This window comes from Streptomyces sp. NPDC037273, from assembly GCF_055603625.1.
On sequence record NZ_JBVJVO010000021.1, the window covers coordinates 35247 to 51837 of the forward strand.

At 73.7% G+C, this 16591-nt stretch carries 13 protein-coding genes; 8 read left to right on the forward strand and 5 right to left on the reverse strand.

Annotated features, from left to right (window positions below; genetic code table 11):
- Nucleotides 1–2: 2 nt before the first annotated feature.
- Nucleotides 3–1754 (reverse strand): malto-oligosyltrehalose trehalohydrolase, encoded by a 1752-nt coding sequence (gene treZ, locus ACZ7G1_RS35595; RefSeq protein ID WP_470878627.1) that lies wholly within the window; start codon nt 1752–1754, stop codon nt 3–5.
- A gap of 188 nt (nt 1755–1942) precedes the next feature.
- Here treZ and ACZ7G1_RS35600 point away from each other — a divergent pair, with 188 nt between their 5' ends.
- The 3 genes from ACZ7G1_RS35600 (at nt 1943) to ACZ7G1_RS35610 (ending at nt 4409) form a co-directional block, all read left to right on the forward strand.
- Nucleotides 1943–2491, forward strand: a complete 549-nt coding sequence (locus tag ACZ7G1_RS35600) for an FHA domain-containing protein (protein ID WP_470878628.1) — start codon at nt 1943–1945, stop codon at nt 2489–2491.
- 129 nt (nt 2492–2620) lie between these two features.
- Nucleotides 2621–3784: a cytochrome P450 gene (locus ACZ7G1_RS35605; RefSeq protein ID WP_470878630.1), complete on the forward strand. Its 1164-nt coding sequence runs from the start codon at nt 2621–2623 to the stop codon at nt 3782–3784.
- Nucleotides 3785–3923: 139 nt separating this feature from the next.
- Nucleotides 3924–4409 carry a hypothetical protein gene (locus tag ACZ7G1_RS35610; RefSeq protein ID WP_470878632.1) on the forward strand — a complete coding sequence of 162 codons (486 nt, stop codon included), beginning with the start codon at nt 3924–3926 and terminating at the stop codon, nt 4407–4409.
- A 38-nt stretch (nt 4410–4447) separates the two neighbouring features.
- On the opposite strand, the gene treY is transcribed toward ACZ7G1_RS35610, so the two are convergent.
- Nucleotides 4448–6820, reverse strand: a complete 2373-nt coding sequence (treY, locus tag ACZ7G1_RS35615) for a malto-oligosyltrehalose synthase (RefSeq protein WP_470878634.1) — start codon at nt 6818–6820, stop codon at nt 4448–4450.
- A gap of 90 nt (nt 6821–6910) precedes the next feature.
- On the opposite strand from treY, the gene ACZ7G1_RS35620 reads away from it, so the two are divergent.
- On the forward strand, nt 6911–8131 hold the full coding sequence (locus ACZ7G1_RS35620; RefSeq protein WP_470878703.1) for an MFS transporter: 1221 nt from the start codon (nt 6911–6913) through the stop codon (nt 8129–8131).
- Here ACZ7G1_RS35620 and glgX read toward each other — a convergent pair.
- The gene (gene glgX / locus ACZ7G1_RS35625; RefSeq protein WP_470878636.1) at nt 8100–10220 is read right to left on the reverse strand and encodes a glycogen debranching protein GlgX; all 2121 of its coding nucleotides are present in this window, start codon (nt 10218–10220) and stop codon (nt 8100–8102) included. The genes ACZ7G1_RS35620 and glgX overlap by 32 nt on opposite strands.
- Before the next feature lie 139 nt (nt 10221–10359).
- Here glgX and ACZ7G1_RS35630 point away from each other — a divergent pair, with 139 nt between their 5' ends.
- From ACZ7G1_RS35630 to ACZ7G1_RS35645, 4 genes are all read left to right on the forward strand, one after another.
- Nucleotides 10360–11202, forward strand: coding sequence for a Tat pathway signal sequence domain protein (locus ACZ7G1_RS35630; protein ID WP_470878637.1), 843 nt, complete (start codon nt 10360–10362; stop codon nt 11200–11202).
- A 52-nt stretch (nt 11203–11254) separates the two neighbouring features.
- Complete coding sequence (locus ACZ7G1_RS35635) at nt 11255–12598, forward strand: copper amine oxidase (RefSeq protein WP_470878639.1); 1344 nt, start codon at nt 11255–11257, stop codon at nt 12596–12598.
- A 110-nt stretch (nt 12599–12708) separates the two neighbouring features.
- Nucleotides 12709–13995 (forward strand): SAV2148 family HEPN domain-containing protein, encoded by a 1287-nt coding sequence (locus ACZ7G1_RS35640; protein ID WP_470878641.1) that lies wholly within the window; start codon nt 12709–12711, stop codon nt 13993–13995.
- Nucleotides 13996–14083: 88 nt separating this feature from the next.
- Nucleotides 14084–14806 (forward strand): exonuclease domain-containing protein, encoded by a 723-nt coding sequence (locus tag ACZ7G1_RS35645; protein WP_470878643.1) that lies wholly within the window; start codon nt 14084–14086, stop codon nt 14804–14806.
- On the opposite strand, the gene ACZ7G1_RS35650 is transcribed toward ACZ7G1_RS35645, so the two are convergent.
- Together ACZ7G1_RS35650 and ACZ7G1_RS35655 are read right to left on the reverse strand one after the other, a co-directional pair.
- The gene (locus ACZ7G1_RS35650; protein ID WP_470878645.1) at nt 14803–15633 is read right to left on the reverse strand and encodes an alpha/beta fold hydrolase; all 831 of its coding nucleotides are present in this window, start codon (nt 15631–15633) and stop codon (nt 14803–14805) included. The two genes, ACZ7G1_RS35645 and ACZ7G1_RS35650, sit on opposite strands and share 4 nt — an antisense overlap.
- Nucleotides 15634–15680: 47 nt before the next feature.
- On the reverse strand, nt 15681–16538 hold the full coding sequence (locus ACZ7G1_RS35655; protein WP_470878647.1) for a phosphotransferase enzyme family protein: 858 nt from the start codon (nt 16536–16538) through the stop codon (nt 15681–15683).
- Between the last annotated feature and the right edge of the window lie 53 nt (nt 16539–16591).

The following is a 16591-nucleotide window of genomic DNA, read 5'->3' on the forward strand; positions in this document are numbered from 1 at the left end:
GGTCAGCCGTCGGTGAGGACGATCGCCGACTCGCCGGGCAGGCGCAGGACGCCGTCCGGGCCCGGCGCCGCGCTCGGCTCCCAGGAGGCGAGGACCCGGTCGCGGCCGTTGGAGCCGAGCGGGATGACCGCCGGCTCCTTGCCGAGGTTGACCGCCACCCGCACGTCGCCGCGCCGGAAGACCAGCCAGCGGGCCTCCTCGTCGAAGGCCACCTTGACCCCGGCCAGGTCCGGATCGGTGAGGTCGGGGTGCGTGCGGCGCAGGGCGATCAGCTCGCGGTGCCAGGCGAGGAGCCGCCGGTGCGGATCGCGCTCCCGCTCGGACCGGTCAAGGACCGACCGGTCGCGGGTGGCGGCCTCCTGCGGGTCGGGGATGTCGGCCTCGGCCCAGCCGTGCGACGCGAACTCCCGCCGCCTGCCCCGCCGTACGGCCTCCGCGAGCTCCGGGTCCGTGTGGTCGGTGAAGTACAGCCAGGGCGTCGTCGCGCCCCACTCCTCGCCCATGAACAGCATCGGCACCGAAGGCCCGGTCAGCACCATGGTCGCCGCGCAGGCGAGGAGGCCGGGGGAGAGGGACGCCGAAAGGCGGTCGCCCTGGGCCCGGTTGCCGATCTGGTCGTGGGTCTGCGCGTAGCCCAGGAAGCGGTGGGCGGGGGTGCGCTCGCGGTCGACCGGGCGGCCGTGCCGGCGGCCCCGGAACGTCGAGTACGTGCCGTCGTGGAAGAAGACATGGGTGAGGGTTTTCGCGAGGGCCGCCATCGGGGCGCGCGCGAAGTCGCCGTAGTAGCCCTGGGACTCGCCCGTGAGCGCGGTGTGCAGGGCGTGATGGAAGTCGTCGTTCCACTGCGCGTGGACGCCGAGGCCGCCGAGCGTGCGGGGTGTCGTGGTGCGCGGATCCCCGAGGTCGGACTCGGCGATCAGGAAGTGCTGGCGGCCCTGCTCCTTCGCCAACTCGTCGACCGCGGAGGACAGTTCCTCCAGGAACGTCAGCGCCCGGGTGTCGGCGAGCGCGTGCACCGCGTCCAGCCTCAGCCCGTCGATCCGGTAGTCCCGCAGCCAGGCGAGGGCGCTGCCCAGGAAGTACGCGCGGACCTCGTCCGAGCCCGGCGCGTCCAGGTTCACGGCGGCGCCCCACGGCGTGTGATGGGTCTCCGTGAAGTACGGCCCGAACGAGGGGAGATGGTTCCCGGAAGGCCCGAGATGGTTGTGGACCACGTCGAGGACCACGCCCATGCCGAGCCCGTGCGCCGTGTCCGTGAACCGCTTCAGCGCCTCAGGACCGCCGTACGGCTCGTGCACCGCCCACGGCGCCACCCCGTCGTACCCCCAGCCCCGCACCCCCGGGAACGGACACAGCGGCATCAGCTCCACATGGGTGACGCCGAGGCCCGCCAGCTCCCCGAGCCGGGCCGCCGCCGCGTCGAGCGTGCCCTCCGGGGTGAAGGTGCCGACGTGGAGCTCGTACAGGACGGCGCCGCGCAGCCGCAGCCGCGGCGACTCGTGGCGCCACTCGTACGCGGAGTGGTCGACGACCGCGCTCAGCCCGTCCGGCCCGTCGGGCAGCCGGCGCGAGCGCGGGTCGGGCAGCACGGGCCGGTGGTCGAGGGCGAAGCCGTAGCGGTCGCCGTCCTCGGCGGGCACGACCCCCGTCCACCAGCCCGCCCGCTCGGCGTCCCGCTCCAACGGATGCTCGGTGCCGTTCAGCGCCAGCACCACCCGGTCACGGGCGCTCGGCGCCCACACCTCGAAGAGCACGCGAATCCCCTCGTCGACGGACCTGCCACACACCGCATGACTACCCCGACCATCCTGGCAGCCGACCCCTCGACGCGCCCGGCACGCCCGCCATGTCGTCCGCCCCGCGCCCGCCCCCGTCGTGCCGATATGTCCGGGCCGGGGGAGCTTCTGGACACTGCGGGTCCGGCGGACGGACAATCAGCGGTGTGACGACCCCTTTCGAGCTTCCGGCGAACTCCCCTCGGTTGACCGACGCCGAGCGGGACCGCGCGCTGGTGCTGCTCCGCGAGGGCGCCGCGCAGGGACGGATCTCGCACGACACGTTCGTCTTCCGGATGGAGCGCGCGCTCCAGGCGCGGCGCCCCGACGAACTCCATGTGCTCACCGCCGACCTGCGGACCGAGGGGACCTGGACCCGGCGGGTGGTCGGGGCGGTCGAGCGGATGTCGGCGTTCACGGCGCGGCTCGGGCGCGCCTGGCACGCCGAGCGGCTGCCGAAGCTCCTGATGCCCCGGCCGGGCCCGCACCCGCTGCGGATCGGCCGCGACCCGGTCAACGGGCTGCGGCTCAGCCACGAGACGGCCTCCCGGCTGCACGCCGAGCTCTCCCTCCAGGGCGGGATGTGGATCCTGCGGGACCTCGGCTCGACGAACGGCACGACGGTGAACGGACGCCGGGTCACCGGCGCGGTGGTGGTCAGGCCGGGCGATGTCGTCGGCTTCGGACAGATGTCGTTCCGGCTGTCGTACGACTGAGCCGCCGGCGGGCACGTTCACCCGTTCGGCGGTACGTGGCGGGCGGTGCGGCCCGTGCGGTGATGGGCTGGGGGAACGCGCGCCACGTTCTCCGGCCGCGGCACCCACCGCCGATCGACAGGGGGCGCGATGAGCGACGAGCCGAACCGGGGCATAGGGGACGGCGGGGACGGCCCACCGGAACCGTCGGGCGGCCAGTGGGCCGGGTCGGGCGACCCGTGGACCCGGCTCCCGTCCATGGCGCCCGCCGCGCCCTCGGCCGCGAGCCCCACCGCCACCCGGGCCGGCACCCCGCCCCGTACCCCCGCCTCCGGCACCGTGCCCGGCCGGGTGCGGACGGTGGAGGACCCGGCGGCCGCGGGGCCCGTCGGGCCGACCGGGCGGACCGTCGCGCCGAGCCCGCTCGACCCCGGCGCCTCGCGCGACCCGCACGGGATCCACCGGACGCTGCGCGAGGACTTCCCGCTCACCTACGACCCGCTGCTGCGGGCCTGGGTCCTCAGCCGGTACGCGGACGTCGCCTCCGCCCTCACCGACAGCCGCTTCACGCACGGCCACCGGCCCGGCGACCCGCCCTGCGACGAGGCCCACGTCGACATCGGGGTCGACGCGCTGAGCGCTGTCGCCGAACGCACCGCGTACGTCCTGGCCCGCCGCATCGCCGAACGCCAACAGGCCGACCTGGTCGCCGACTTCTGCCACTGGCTGCCCGCCGGGACCGTCGCCGCCGCCATCGGCGTGCCCTACCGGGACATGATGCGGCTGGTGCGCGGCCGGGCGGCCGGAGCCCTCGCGGGGGAGTGCGGCGGGCAGATCGCCGTACGGGAGAAGGCCCTCGCCTCCTTCCTCGCCAACGTCCTCACCGACCCCGACCAGGTCGCCGCCCTCCGCGACGCCCCCGACGGACTCGTGGCCCGCGCCTGGACCGAATCGCTGCGCCGCGACCCGCCGGTGCAGATCGCGGTGCGCCGCACCCGCGCCGAGGTCCGGGTGAGCGGCGGCCTGATCCCGGCGGGCTCGTCCGTCGCCCTGCTCATCGGCTCGGCCGGCCGCGACCCGGAGCGCTTCCGCGAGCCCGACCGCTTCGACCCGTTCCGCGACGACGCCGACCAGCTCACCTACGGCAGCGGGCGCTGCCCGGCGGTCCTCCTCGCGGGCCTGGAGGCCGAGTTCGCGCTGCGCGCGCTCTTCGAGGCCATGCCCCGGCTCCGGCTCGCCGACGGCTTCCGGCCGGTGTCGACCGGCATCATCACCCGCGCCCCGCGCAGCCTGATCGTCCGCCCGGGCGGCTGATCCGGGCGGCTGATCCGGGCCGAGGCGGGTGGACGAGAGGGTGGACGAGGAGGGTGGACGAGGGGACCCGCGAGCGCTGTTAGGGTGACGTGCGCTCGTCAAGGGGCGCTCGCTCCACCACTTCCACGGGGATTCACATATGAAGATTCGTCATGTCCGCGCCATCGCCGTCTTCGGTATCGCGGTCGTCGCCCTCACCGGCGCGCGCGGCTCCCACGGCGGCAGCTGCGGCGGCGGCAGCAGCTCCGGCAGCGGCTCGCACAGCGGTAGCAACAGCAACGACAACGACGGCACCTCCGGCACCTCCGGCAGCTCCGTGCCCGGCGGCTCCAGCAGCGCCAAGAAGGCCGAGCGGGACGTCACCATCAACGAGTGCACGTACGACGCGGCCACCAAGAACCTCGTCGCCCGGATCACCGTCGACAACGACGGCGCCCTCGACTACGACTACAGCGTCACGATGAAGTTCACCGGCGGCACCGCCACCCCCGCCTCCGCGACCCGGACCGGCATCGCCGTCGCGGCCGGCGCCACCAAGAAGGCCGAACTCACCACCCCGTACACCGGCTCCGGCGACGGCTCCGAGTACACCAAGTGCGAGGTCTCCCGCGCCTCCCGCTCCTGACGCACGGCACCGCGCCGCCGGCGCCCGGCTTCGCCGCCTCAGGCCTCCGTCCGCACGAGCAGGGCCACCGGCCGCTCCGCGAAGAGCTCCGCGAGCTTGAGCTCCGTCGCCGGGCCGCCGGTGAACTCCCGCACTCCGTCCAGGAGATCCGCCCAGCGGCCGTCAGGGAGGACCAGCTCGGTGTCCTGCCAGCCGCCCGCCTCGGCGAGGCGGCGGGAGAGCCGGGTGACGGCCGTCACCACCGAGCCCGAGCGGGCGAAGGCGAGGCAGTGGGCCGCCGCCGGGCCGGTCGCGGTGAGCGGGGTGTACGTGCCGCCGGGGCCGAAGACCTCGGGACGCTCGCGGCGCAGGCCGAGCGCCGCCCGGACCAGGGCCGTGCGGTCGTCCTCCGGGCCGACCGAGAACGGGGCCCGGTTGTCCGGGTCGACGAGGGCCCGGTACTCCCGCTCGGTGTTCTGGTAGAGCTCGGGCACCCCCGGCATCGTCAGCTGCGTGAGGGCCGCGCCCAGCGCGTGCGCCCGGATGTGCGGCTCAAGGGAGAAGGCCGCCTCCGAGGCGGAGCGCAGGGGGATACGGCCCGGGCCCGCCGCCGCGAAGTCGGCGACCGCCCGCTCGTACGCGGCGTCGGGCTCGGTCCAGCTGGTCCTGAGGCCCGCCTCGCGGACGGACTTGAGGATCGCGGGCACGAGCCGCTCCGCGTCCGGGACGCCGAAGCCGAAGGCCGTCTGCCAGGCCGTCCAGGCCACGTGCGGATCGGGTGCGGGCACCCCCGCGACCTCCGCGAGGAGCTCCGCCCACACCTCCGGGCACTGGGCGAGCACCGCGACGGCGGCCCGGACGTCCGCGCTGCGCTTGGTGTCGTGGGTGGACAGGACGGTGCCGGTGGCCGGCCAGTCCCGGGCGATCCGCAGGCAGTACGCGTGGAACTCGTCCACCGGCACCGCCGGGCGCCCCGCGTCCCCGCCCACCTCGTTCGCGGACAGCAGCGGGGTGTACCGGTAGAAGGCGGTGTCCTCCACGGACTTGGCCCGCAGCGCCGACGAGGTCTGCGCGAACCGGGCCCGGAACGCCCGGTGTTCGGGCCCTTCGCCGAGCGCGCCGAGCGCCAGGTCCCGTACGACGTCGACCGCCGCCGCCTCCTCCGGCACCGCGAAGGCGGCCTTCGCGCCGCGCGCCGCCTCCGGGGTGAGCACCTCCTCGCCGCCGGTCCGGTAGGGGCGGTAGACCGGGACGCGGACGAGGAGTTCGCGGATCGCGGTGGCGAGCGCCCAGGGGGCGTGGTCCCGGAGCGCGGGGTCGGCGGCACAGATCCGGCCCGCGATCCGGGTCAGCGCGGCCGTCTCGGAGGCGAGGTCGTGGGTGACCACCTCGTACGCGGCACGCCGCGCGGTCTCCTCCCAGTGGCCGCCCCGGTCGGCGGCCTTGCCGACGAACTCCCGGTACAGGTCGGCGAGTTCGTCGGCTCCGACCGGGTCGGTGAAGACGCCGTCGAGCTGCCGCAGCGCGTCGTAGCCGGTGGTGCCCGCGACGGGCCAGGCGGCCGGCAGCGTCTCGGGGCCGGTGAGGATCTTCTCGACCACCGTCCAGCAGCGCCCGCCGGTCGCCGCCGCCAGGTCCTCCAGATAGCCCTGCGGGTCGGCGAGTCCGTCCGGGTGGTCGATCCGCAGCCCCTCGATCACCCCGTCCGCGACCAGTTCCACGATCTTCGCGTGCGTCGCCGCGAACACCCCGGGGTCCTCGACCCGCACCCCGATGAGCTCCGAGACGGTGAAGAAGCGCCGGTAGTCCAGCTCCGTACGGGCAAGACGCCACCAGCCGAGCCGGTACCACTGGGCGTCGAGCAGCTCGTCCAGCGGCAGGCCCTCGGTGCCGGGGCGCAGCGGGAAGTCCTGCCCGTCCAGGTGCAGCGAGCCGCCGGAGACCCGCAGCCGGTCCCGCACCTCGGGGAGCCGGGCCGGCAGCACCGGGAGCAGCAGCCGGCCGTCCCCGGCCCGCCAGTCGATGTCGAACCAGCGGGCGTACGGCGAGTCGGGGCCGTCGCGGAGCACGGCGCGCAGCGCGTGGTTGTGGCGCGGGGAGGCCGCCATGTGGTTGGGCACCAGGTCCACGACCAGGCCGAGCCCGTGCGCCCGGGCCGTCGCGGACAGGGCCCGCAGCCCTTCCTCGCCGCCGAGTTCGGCCCGTACGGACCGGTGGTCGGTGACGTCGTAGCCATGGGTCGAGCCGGGCACCGCCTCCAGGACCGGAGACAGATGGAGGTGGGAGATCCCGAGCCCGGCGAGGTACGGCACGGCCCGCTCGGCGGCCGCGAAGGGGAACTCCGGCTGGAGCTGGAGCCGGTAGGTCGCGGTGGGGACCGGGGCCGGGACGGGGGCGGGTGACGGCACGGGCGGGACCGGGAGGGAGGTCATGCGAACGTACGTACCCCGTCGGAGGGCTTCTGTGTCATCGCCCCATGCACCCGTTCGTGTGCATCGCGTTACGTTCGCGTGATGCTCCGGATGTATCGCGACACGCTGTCCCTGCTCGGCCCCGTCCTGCCGGTCCTCTCCTTCCTCGGCCGGCTGCCCACCGCCATGTGCCAGCTCGGCAGCCTGCTCCTGGTCGCCGAGACCAGCGGCTCCCTCGCCACGGCGGGCCTCACAGGCGGCGCGCTGGCGGCCGGACAGACCGTCGCCGGGCCACTGGTCGGCCGGCTCGCCGACCGGCACGGGCAGCGCGGAGTGGTCCTCGCCGCCTCCCTGGCGAACGCCGTCGCGGTCGCCGCCCTGGTCCTCGCGGCGCTCGCCCAGGCGCCCACCGCCGGCCTCATGGCGCTCGGCGTCCTCGCCGGAGCCACCGTCCCCCAGGTCGGACCGCTCGCCCGGACCCGGTCGGTGGCGCTCGCCCGACGGTCGGGGGCGGACGACCGGCTTGTCGGCGCGGTGCTCTCCTTCGAGGGCACCCTCGACGAGGTGTCGTTCGTCCTGGGCCCGGCCTTCGTCGGCCTCGCCGCCGCCCTCGCGCACCCGGCCGCCGCGCTGCTCGTGGCCGCGCTGCTGCTCGTCGTCTGCGGGTCCGCCTTCGCCCTGCACCCGAGCGCGCGGGCGATCGCCCCCGTCGCGTCCACCCGTACGAGTGCCGCCGAACGGACGCGGCTGCCCGGATCCGCGTACGCCCTGCGCGGCACGATGGTGCTCCAGGGCGCCATGTTCGGCGCCTCGCAGGCGGGGATCACCGCGCTCACCGAGGAGCTCGGGGCGCCCGCCCAGGCCGGGCTCGTCTACGCGGCGATGGGGGTGATGAGCGCGGCCGTCGGCCTGTCGATGGCCGCCGTCCCGGCCCGGATCGGGCTGACGACCCGCTGGCGGGCCGCGACCGCCGGGCTCGTCGTCCTCTCCGTACCGCTGCTCTTCGTGGGATCCCTCGGCGCGCTGTACGCGGTGGTCGTCGTCCTGGGCGCCGCCTACGCCCCGCACCTGATCACGGTCTTCGGACTCACCGAGCGGACCGTGCCCGCCGCCCGGCTCGCCGAATCGATGGCGTTCCTGACCAGCGGGATCGTCGGCGGTCAGGCGCTTGCCCTCGCGCTCTCCGGCCGGCTCGCCGAGGGGCAGGGCGCCCCCGCCGCCTTCGCGGTGGCGGTGGGGGCGGCCGTGGGCTGCGCCGCGCTGTCCTGGTCGGTGCGGGGGACGGCTCCGGCGCGCGGACTCAGGCCGGCCGGCGCAGAACGGTCAGGCTGAGCGGCGCGAGCGTCACCCGTTCGCCGCCCGCGAGCTCCGGGCCCTCCTGCGGCGGCATGCCCTCCGGGTCCGAGGTGTCCACGACCATCCGCCAGCACCGGCCGTGACTGTCGGGGACCGCGAACTCCAGCTCCTTCGACGAGGCGTTGAACATCAACAGGAAGGAGTCGTCGCTGATCCGCTCACCCTGGGGGCCCGGCTCCGAGATGGCGTTGCCGTTGAGGAAGACGGTCAGCGCCTGGGCGTTCGCCGCCTGCCAGTCGCGGGAGGTCATCTCCTCGCCCTCGGGGGTGAACCAGGCGATGTCGGTGAGCTCGTCGTGCGTGCCCTCGACGGGCCGGCCGTGGAAGAAACGGCGGCGCCGGAAGACCGGGTGGTCCCGCCGCAGCCGGACCATCGCGCGCGTGAAGCGGAGCAGCGTGGCCTCGGTCTCGCTGTTCTCCTTCGGCCACCGCACCCAGGACACCTCGTTGTCCTGGCAGTACGCGTTGTTGTTGCCGTCCTGGGTGCGCCCGAACTCGTCGCCGTGGCTGAGCATCGGCACGCCCTGCGACAGCATCAGGGTGGCCAGGAAGTTGCGCATCTGGCGGGCGCGCAGCTCCGCGATGCCCAGGTCGTCGGTCTCGCCCTCGACGCCGCAGTTCCAAGACCGGTTGTAGCTCTCGCCGTCCCGGTTGCCCTCGCCGTTGGCCTCGTTGTGCTTGTCGTTGTACGAGACGAGGTCGCGCAGGGTGAAACCGTCGTGGCAGGTCACGAAGTTGACCGAGGCGAGCGGGCGGCGGCCGTCGTCCTGGTAGAGGTCGGAGGAGCCGGTCAGCCGCGAGGCGAACTCGGCGAGCGTGCGCGGCTCGCCCCGCCACAAGTCCCGCACGCAGTCACGGTACTTGCCGTTCCACTCGGTCCACAGCGGCGGGAAGTTGCCCACCTGGTAGCCGCCCTCGCCGACGTCCCACGGCTCGGCGATCAGCTTGACCTGGCTCACCACCGGGTCCTGCTGCACCAGGTCGAAGAAGGACGAGAGTCGGTCGACCTCGTGGAACTGGCGGGCCAGGGTGGCCGCCAGGTCGAAGCGGAAGCCGTCCACGTGCATCTCGGTCACCCAGTACCGCAGACTGTCCATGATCATCTGGAGGACGTGCGGGGAGCGCATCAGGAGCGAGTTCCCGGTGCCCGTGGTGTCCGTGTAGTACCGGGGGTCGTTCGAGAGCCGGTAGTACGAGGGGTTGTCCAGGCCCCGGAAGGAGAGCGTCGGGCCCAGGTGGTTGCCCTCGGCGGTGTGGTTGTAGACCACGTCGAGGATGACCTCGATGCCCGCCTGGTGCAGCGCCCGCACCGCCGACTTGAACTCCAGGACCTGCTGGCCCCGGTCGCCCCAGGAGGCGTACGCGTTGTGCGGGGCGAAGAAGCCGATCGTGTTGTAGCCCCAGTAGTTCGAGAGCCCCGCGTCGACGAGCCGGTGGTCGTTCACGAACTGGTGGACCGGCATCAGTTCCAGGGCCGTGACGCCCAGTTCCTTCAGATGGCCGATCACCGAGGGGTGCGCGAGTCCCGCGTACGTGCCGCGCAGCTCCTCGGGAAGGTCCGGATGGAGCATGGTCAGGCCCTTCACATGGGCCTCGTAGATCACCGTGTGGTGGTACTCGGTGCGCGGGCGCCGGTCGTCACCCCAGTCGAAGTACGGGTTGACCACGACCGAGGTCATCGTGTGCGGGCCCGAGTCGAGGTCGTTGCGCGCGTCCGGCCGCCCGAACGGGTAGCCGTACACCGCCTCGCCCCACTCCACCCGGCCCGACACCGCGCGCGCGTACGGGTCGAGGAGCAGCTTCGCCGCGTTGCAGCGCAGCCCGCGCTCGGGGGCGTACGGGCCGTGCACCCGGAACCCGTACCGCTGACCGGGCATCACGCCCGGCAGATAGGCGTGCCGGACGAAGGCGTCCGTCTCGCGCAGCTCCACCGCCGTCTCCGAGCCGTCGTCGTGCAGCAGACACAGCTCGATGCGGTGCGCGGCCTCCGAGAAGACCGCGAAGTTGGTTCCCGCCCCGTCGTAGGTGGCGCCCAGGGGGTACGCCTGTCCCGGCCAGACCTGCATGGATACGACTCTTCCTCTTCTGTCCGGGTTTTGTAGCTCTTCTTCGGCCAGATCCTGCCCGAAAGAGGGGCAACCTCCTAGGACTTCGCCCCGTCCTACCGGGTGACCGCAGGACCAAGAGGGGGATAGAGGGGGAAGCGTGTACGAAATAGCACGCCGCCATCTGGGGAAGGTGGTGGCCGGAGCGGCCATGGCGGTGACGGGGACCGCCGTCGCGGTCGCGATCACCCTGCCGACCGCGGCGGGGGCCGACGACACGCCGGGCGGGCGGAGCGCCGTGTCGGCGGCGGCCGACGGGAAGGGCGCCACGGGGGAGTCCGCCGGAGCGTCCGCCGGGCAGGGCGAGGCCGGGGCGCAGGCCGCGCCGCCGCCCGCCACCGTCGTCCCGGCGGCCGTCGAGGGGGAGAAGGGCGTCGGGAGCGACCCGCTCACCGACGACGAGCTCGCCAGGGCCGAGCGCCTGGCGCTGACCCCGCCCGGCGCCTCCGCCCAGCAGGACGTCGAGGGCGGCCGGGGTCCGCAGCACCTCGCCACCGAGCTCGCCGACCCGCTGCCGGGCGACGGCACGCGCCGCGCCGACGTCCGCTTCTACGACTACGCGCGGGACGAGCTCATCACCCGGACCGTCAACCTGAACACCGGGAAGGTCGAGAGGTCCGCCGCGCAGAAGGGCGTCCAGCCCTCCGCCCACCCCGAGGAGCTGCGCGAGGCCCTGGAGCTGATCCTCGCGAGCCCGCTCGGCAAGGGCGTCAAGGAGGACTACGCGGACGCCACCGGCAAGGAGCTCACCTCCACCGCCCAGCTGTGGTTCAACGGCGACCTCTACCGCACCTACCGCGAGGCCGACGTGCCCGCACCGCTCGCGAAGTGCGGCGAGCACCGCTGCGTACGGCTCGTCAGCAAGGTGCTCAACGGGGCCTGGATCAACACCAGGAACCTGATCGTCGACCTCTCCGCGAGGACCGTCACCCGCGTCGGCTGACCACCGCCGCCCGGTCCTCCCGCCGCATCCACGTACGAGGGAGTACGTTCCCATGTCCACCCAGCGCAGCCATTCCACCCGGCGGACGCTCACCCGGGGGCGGGGCGCCGCCCTGACCGCGGCCGCCCTCCTCGGCACCGCCACCGCCGCCGCCGGACCCGCGACCGGCGCCACCGCCGCACCCACCCCGCCGAACCCGCCGCGCACCGCCTACCAGGCGGGGCCCGACTGCTCCTCCGCGTACCGCATCACGAAGCAGCTCGACGGCGGCGCCTCCTGGCGCATGTGCTGGCGCTACAGCACCGACGCCGGCCTCATCCTCGACAAGATCACCTACCAGCCGCCCGGCGCCTCCGCGCCCGTCCGGGTCCTCAGCACCGCCCGGCTCGCCCAGATCCACGTGCCGTACGACGACGGCGGCGCCGAGTACGACGACCTCACCGGCGCCGGCTTCGGCTGGGGCCTGCAGGACCTCAAGCCCGCCGAATGCCCCGGCGGCACCCTCACCACGATCAAGGTGCCCGAGGCCGGCGACGTCAAGGGCCTGTGCACCACCACCAGGGCCCGCGGCCACGCCTACCGGATGGCCAACGACGGCGGCACCAAGGTCTGGCAGGCCCAGGCCAAGGACCTGCTCGTCTACACGGTGAACAAGGTCGGCTGGTACGAGTACATCACCGAGTGGCGGTTCGCCGCCGACGGCACCATCGGCGCCAACGTCGGTGCCACCGGCAGCCTTTCGCCCGTCGACTACGACGCCACCGACGGCCGCGGCTGGCCGATCGGCAAGGGTGCCCGCGGCTACGCCACCAGCCACGCCCACAACGTCTTCTGGAAGCTCGACTTCGGCCTCGACGGCTCCACCAAGGACCGGATCGAGCAGTACGACTCCACCGTCACCCCCGCCCCCGCGGGCGGCGGCGGACCGAAGGTGACCACCAAGCGCACCCCCGTCACCAAGGAACTCGCCGGAGACGCCCGGAACATGCGCTGGTGGCGGGTGGTCAGCGACACCGGCAAGAACGCGGACGGCCACGCCCGCTCCTACGAGATCGTGCCGGGCCACACCGACACCCACGCGGGACGCGGCTTCACCAAGCACGACGTGTACTTCACCCAGTCCCGCGCCTGCGAGCAGTACGCCAGCGACAACATCGGCAACTGCGCGCCCAACGCCGGTGACAGCGTGGACAAATGGGTCAACGGTGAGACTCTGACCAAACCGACCGTCTGGGTCAACATCGGGTTCCACCACATCGCCCGGGACGAGGACCAGCAGCCGATGCCGGTCCACTGGCAGGGCTTCCAGCTCGCCCCCAGGGACGTAACCGCTATGAATCCGCTCACTCCGGCCGATCTCGCCTCCCAGAACGGGCAGCCCGATCTGGGGAGTTGAGGAAGGAGCCTGACGATCCTGCTGCACCGCCTCCCGCTCGCGGAGTACCCTTCCTTGATCGTTGTCGTTGTGGTCGAAACGGGCTTCCAGGAGCAGAAGGCGGTGCGCGGGTGAGCTCGGGAGGTCTGGAGCTGCCCCCAGGTGACGCGGGTCACGAAGGGGGCCAGGCCGACCCCGCCGAGGCGCCGGCCGGAACGGTCGCACCGCCCGGCCAGGTCGTCCCGCCGGGCGCGGTCACCGTCGCCCGCCCCGTGGAGATCGGGGCGGAGCTCGACTGGGGCGCCGAGGCCTGGAGCGAGGTCCGCACCCGCGCCCAGCGGGCCGGACGCGCGTACATCTGGCTGAACCTGGTCGAACAGCGGCTGCGGGCCGTCGTCGCCGCCGTCCTGCGGCCCGTGTACGAACCCGTGCACGGCGAGGAATGGGTGGTGGCCGCGGCGGGACCCGCCGGCCAGGAGTGGGTACAGCGGGCCGTCGCCGTCCGCGAGGTCTCCCGGCGCAAGGGCTACCTCCTCGACCCGGCCGACGACAACGTCCTCAGCTTCCTCACGCTGCCCCAGCTCCGCGAGCTGATGGTGCAGCACTGGCCCTGCTTCGAGCCCTACTTCGACGACCGGCGCGAGGTCGAGCTCGCCCTCGACGAGCTGGAGGTCACGCGCAACGTGGTCTCCCGCAACCGGGCCCTCTCGCTCACCGTCCTCGCCCAGTCCGAGCGCGCCTCCGCCCGCATCCTGGAGATCCTCGGCAGCGGCGCCGGCGTGCCCTCCGCCGACCGGCTGCCCGTCGACGCCGTCGAGGACCTGGTCGGCGACCGCTACGCGGACGTCGTCTCCGTCCACCCCGACCGGGTCAGGCTCCAGCGCCAGCTGCCCGCCGAGGACCTCTTCGGCGGCGCCCGCCGCCTCGACGCCACCGGCATAGGCCTTAATCTGCTCGTGCAGAACTTCTCCGGCCGCCGCATGGTCCGGCTCGCCGAGTCCGGCTGCCGCACCCGGCTGCTCTTCCTCAACCCCGCGAGCAGCGCCGTCAAGCGGCGCGAGCGCGAGCTCGGCCTCAAGAAGGGCGAGCTGAGCCGCTCCGTCGAGATGAACATCCTGCACATGCGCCGGGTCCGCTCGAAGCTCCGCGACCCGGGCGCCTTCCAGATCCACGTCTTCGACGAGACCCCCCGCTTCACCGCCTACCTGGTGGACGGCGACGGCCCGGACGGCGTCGGCGTAGTCCAGTCCTATCTGCGCCGGGCCCGGGGCATGGAGGCCCCGGTGCTCGTCCTGCGCGGCGGCGGCCGGAACGTCGTCCGGCACGGACAGCACTCCCGTGACGGAGATCACGGACTTTTCGAGACGTACCGGGAGGAATTCGAGTCGGTCTGGCTCGACTCACGGCCCGTCTCCTGACCCCTCGACGGGGGGACCCCGCAGGCGTTGTCAGTGGTGCGTGCGAGGGTGGTCAACACCACGGGGGAGATCACGTAAGGAGGACCCGATGGCTTGGTATGGGGAACCGCTGGTCGGCTTCGACCTGGAGACGACCGGCACCGACCCGCTGGAGGCCCGCATCGTCACGGCCTCGATCGTCGGCTTCCACGACGGGCGCGTCGTCCGGCAGCGCGACTGGCTCGCCGACCCGGGCATCCGCATCCCCGAACAGGCCTCCGCGATCCACGGCATCAGCAGCGAGCGGGCCGCCGCCGAGGGACGGCCGGTGCGCGAGGTAGCCGACGAGATCGCCGAGACCCTCACCGGCTACTGGCGCCAGGGCGTCCCGGTCGTCGCCTACAACGCCTCCTTCGACCTGACACTCCTCGCCGCCGAACTGCGCCGCCACGGCCTCCCGTCCCTGGAGGAGCGCCTCGGCGGGACCACCGTCGGCCCCGTCCTCGACCCGTACACCATCGACCGTGCCGTCGATCGCTACCGGCGCGGCAAGCGCACCCTCGAAGCGGTCTGCGCGGAGTACGGCGTCGTGCTCGAAGCCGCCCACCAGGCCGCCGCAGACGCCCTCGCCGCCGTCCGCGTCGCCGTCGCCATAGCCGAGCGGCACCCCGAGGTCGCCGCCCTCGACCCGGCCGAACTCCACCACCGCCAGATCGGCTGGTACCGCGCCTGGGCCGAGAACTTCCAGGCCTTCCTGCGCGGCAAGGGCGACGAGCGGGCCGTCGTCGACCCCACGTGGCCCCTGCGCGCGGCGGTCGCGGTCGCGGGCTAGCCGTTCTCCTTCAGGAAGGAGAGCAGCAGTTCGTTCACCCTCTCCGGCTGGTCCAGCTGGAGCCAGTGCCCGGCGTCCTCGACCCGCTCGTAGCGCCAGGAGCCCTTGACGTACGCGCCGGTGCCGGACATCGAGCGTTCGGTCAGGAAGCGGTCGCCGGTGGACCAGAGGCCCATCACCGGCAGGGTCGCGGGGACGGGGATCAGGGGCACCTCGGCGGCGAAGAGGACCTCCGGCGGGAGTCCCGCGCGGTAGATGTCCAATGCGGCCGTCAGCGCGCCCGGGGCCCGCAGCGGCTCGATCACGGACTCCGCGTCCGGGTGTTCGGCCAGCATCTCGCGCAGGTTCGCGAAGTCGTCCCGCGCCAGCCAGTCCTCGGCGACACCGGACAGCTGGAACAGCACCATGTACCAGGACAGCTGACGCTGCTCCCAGCCCGCCGCCCTGATCGCGCCCAGGTGACCCACCGACAGCAGGCTCAGGCTGCGCACCCGGTCCGGCACCACCGAGGCCAGGCCCTGGACGATGCCCGAACCCCAGTCGTGGCCGACCAGATGGACGCGGTCGAGGCCGAGCCGGGTGAGCAGTTGGAGGAGGTCGCCGACGTGCTTGGCCGGGTGGTACGCCGCCGGGCCGCCCTCCGGACGGTCGGAGGCGCCGAAGCCACGCAGCGTCGGCGTGACGCACTGGAAGCCGGCCGCGGTCAGGGCGGCGACCTGATGGCGCCACAGATGGCGGCTGTCGGGGAAGCCGTGCACGAGCAGCACGGCCGGCCCCTCACCGCTCACCTCGACGTCGAGGAACACCTCGGACAGTTCCACCCGCATATCGACACCCCGTTCCCGCCGGTCCTGTTCAGGCGGGGCTCATGATGTCAGAACGGGTACCAGCGGACCTCCGGGTCACCCTCCCGCAACGAGGCCACCCGACGCTCGAATTCGGCCAATGCCTTCGGGTTCGCGGGCGCGTGCTGCGCCACCCACGCGCAGCTCGCGGTCTCCCGCGCGCCGCGCAGCACCGCGCAGCCCTCCCACTCCCGGACGTCCCAGCCGTACGCCTCGGTGAAGGCGTCGTAGGCCGCCGGATCGAGGCCGTACCGGTCCCGGGAAAGGGCGAGGACCACCAGATCGTGCTCGCGCAGATCGGACGAGAAGGTCTCCAGGTCCACCAGGACCGGGCCGTCCGGGCCGACGTGGACATTGCGCGGGAGGGCGTCGCCGTGGATCGGCCCCGGCGTCAGACGCGGCACGAGGGCGGCCGCCGCCGGCGCGAAGGAGTCACGCCGCTCCCGCAGGAACGCCGCGTCCGCCGGGTCGATCGCGTCTCCCGCGAGCCGCAGCCACCGCTCGACCCCGCCCAGCAGGTCACGGCGGGGCAGGGCCGGACCGGCCGGCTCCGGCAGCGCGTGCACCGCGCGGAGCAGCGGGGCCAGATCGCGGGGCTCCGCCGGCCGCACCGCCTCGGGCAGCCGGTGCCAGACCGTGACCGGATGCCCCGCCACCAGACGCGGCTTCTCCTCGGCCGCCCGGACCGCGGGAACGCCCGCCTCGGCGAGCCAGGAGGCCAGCGCGAGCTCCCGCTCGGCCCGCTCGAACAGCTCGGCGTCCCGGCCCACCTTCACCACCAGGCCGCCCACGGCGAAGACCGCGTTCTCCCCCAGGGCGAGCAGCGTCGCCTCCCCGACCGGCAGCCCCGCCGCCGCCAGGATCTCCCGCGCCCGCGCCTCGTCCATGGACCTCTCCCTCACCCGTGTCTTTGCGCCAAAGTCTCGCATCCGCGCAGCTC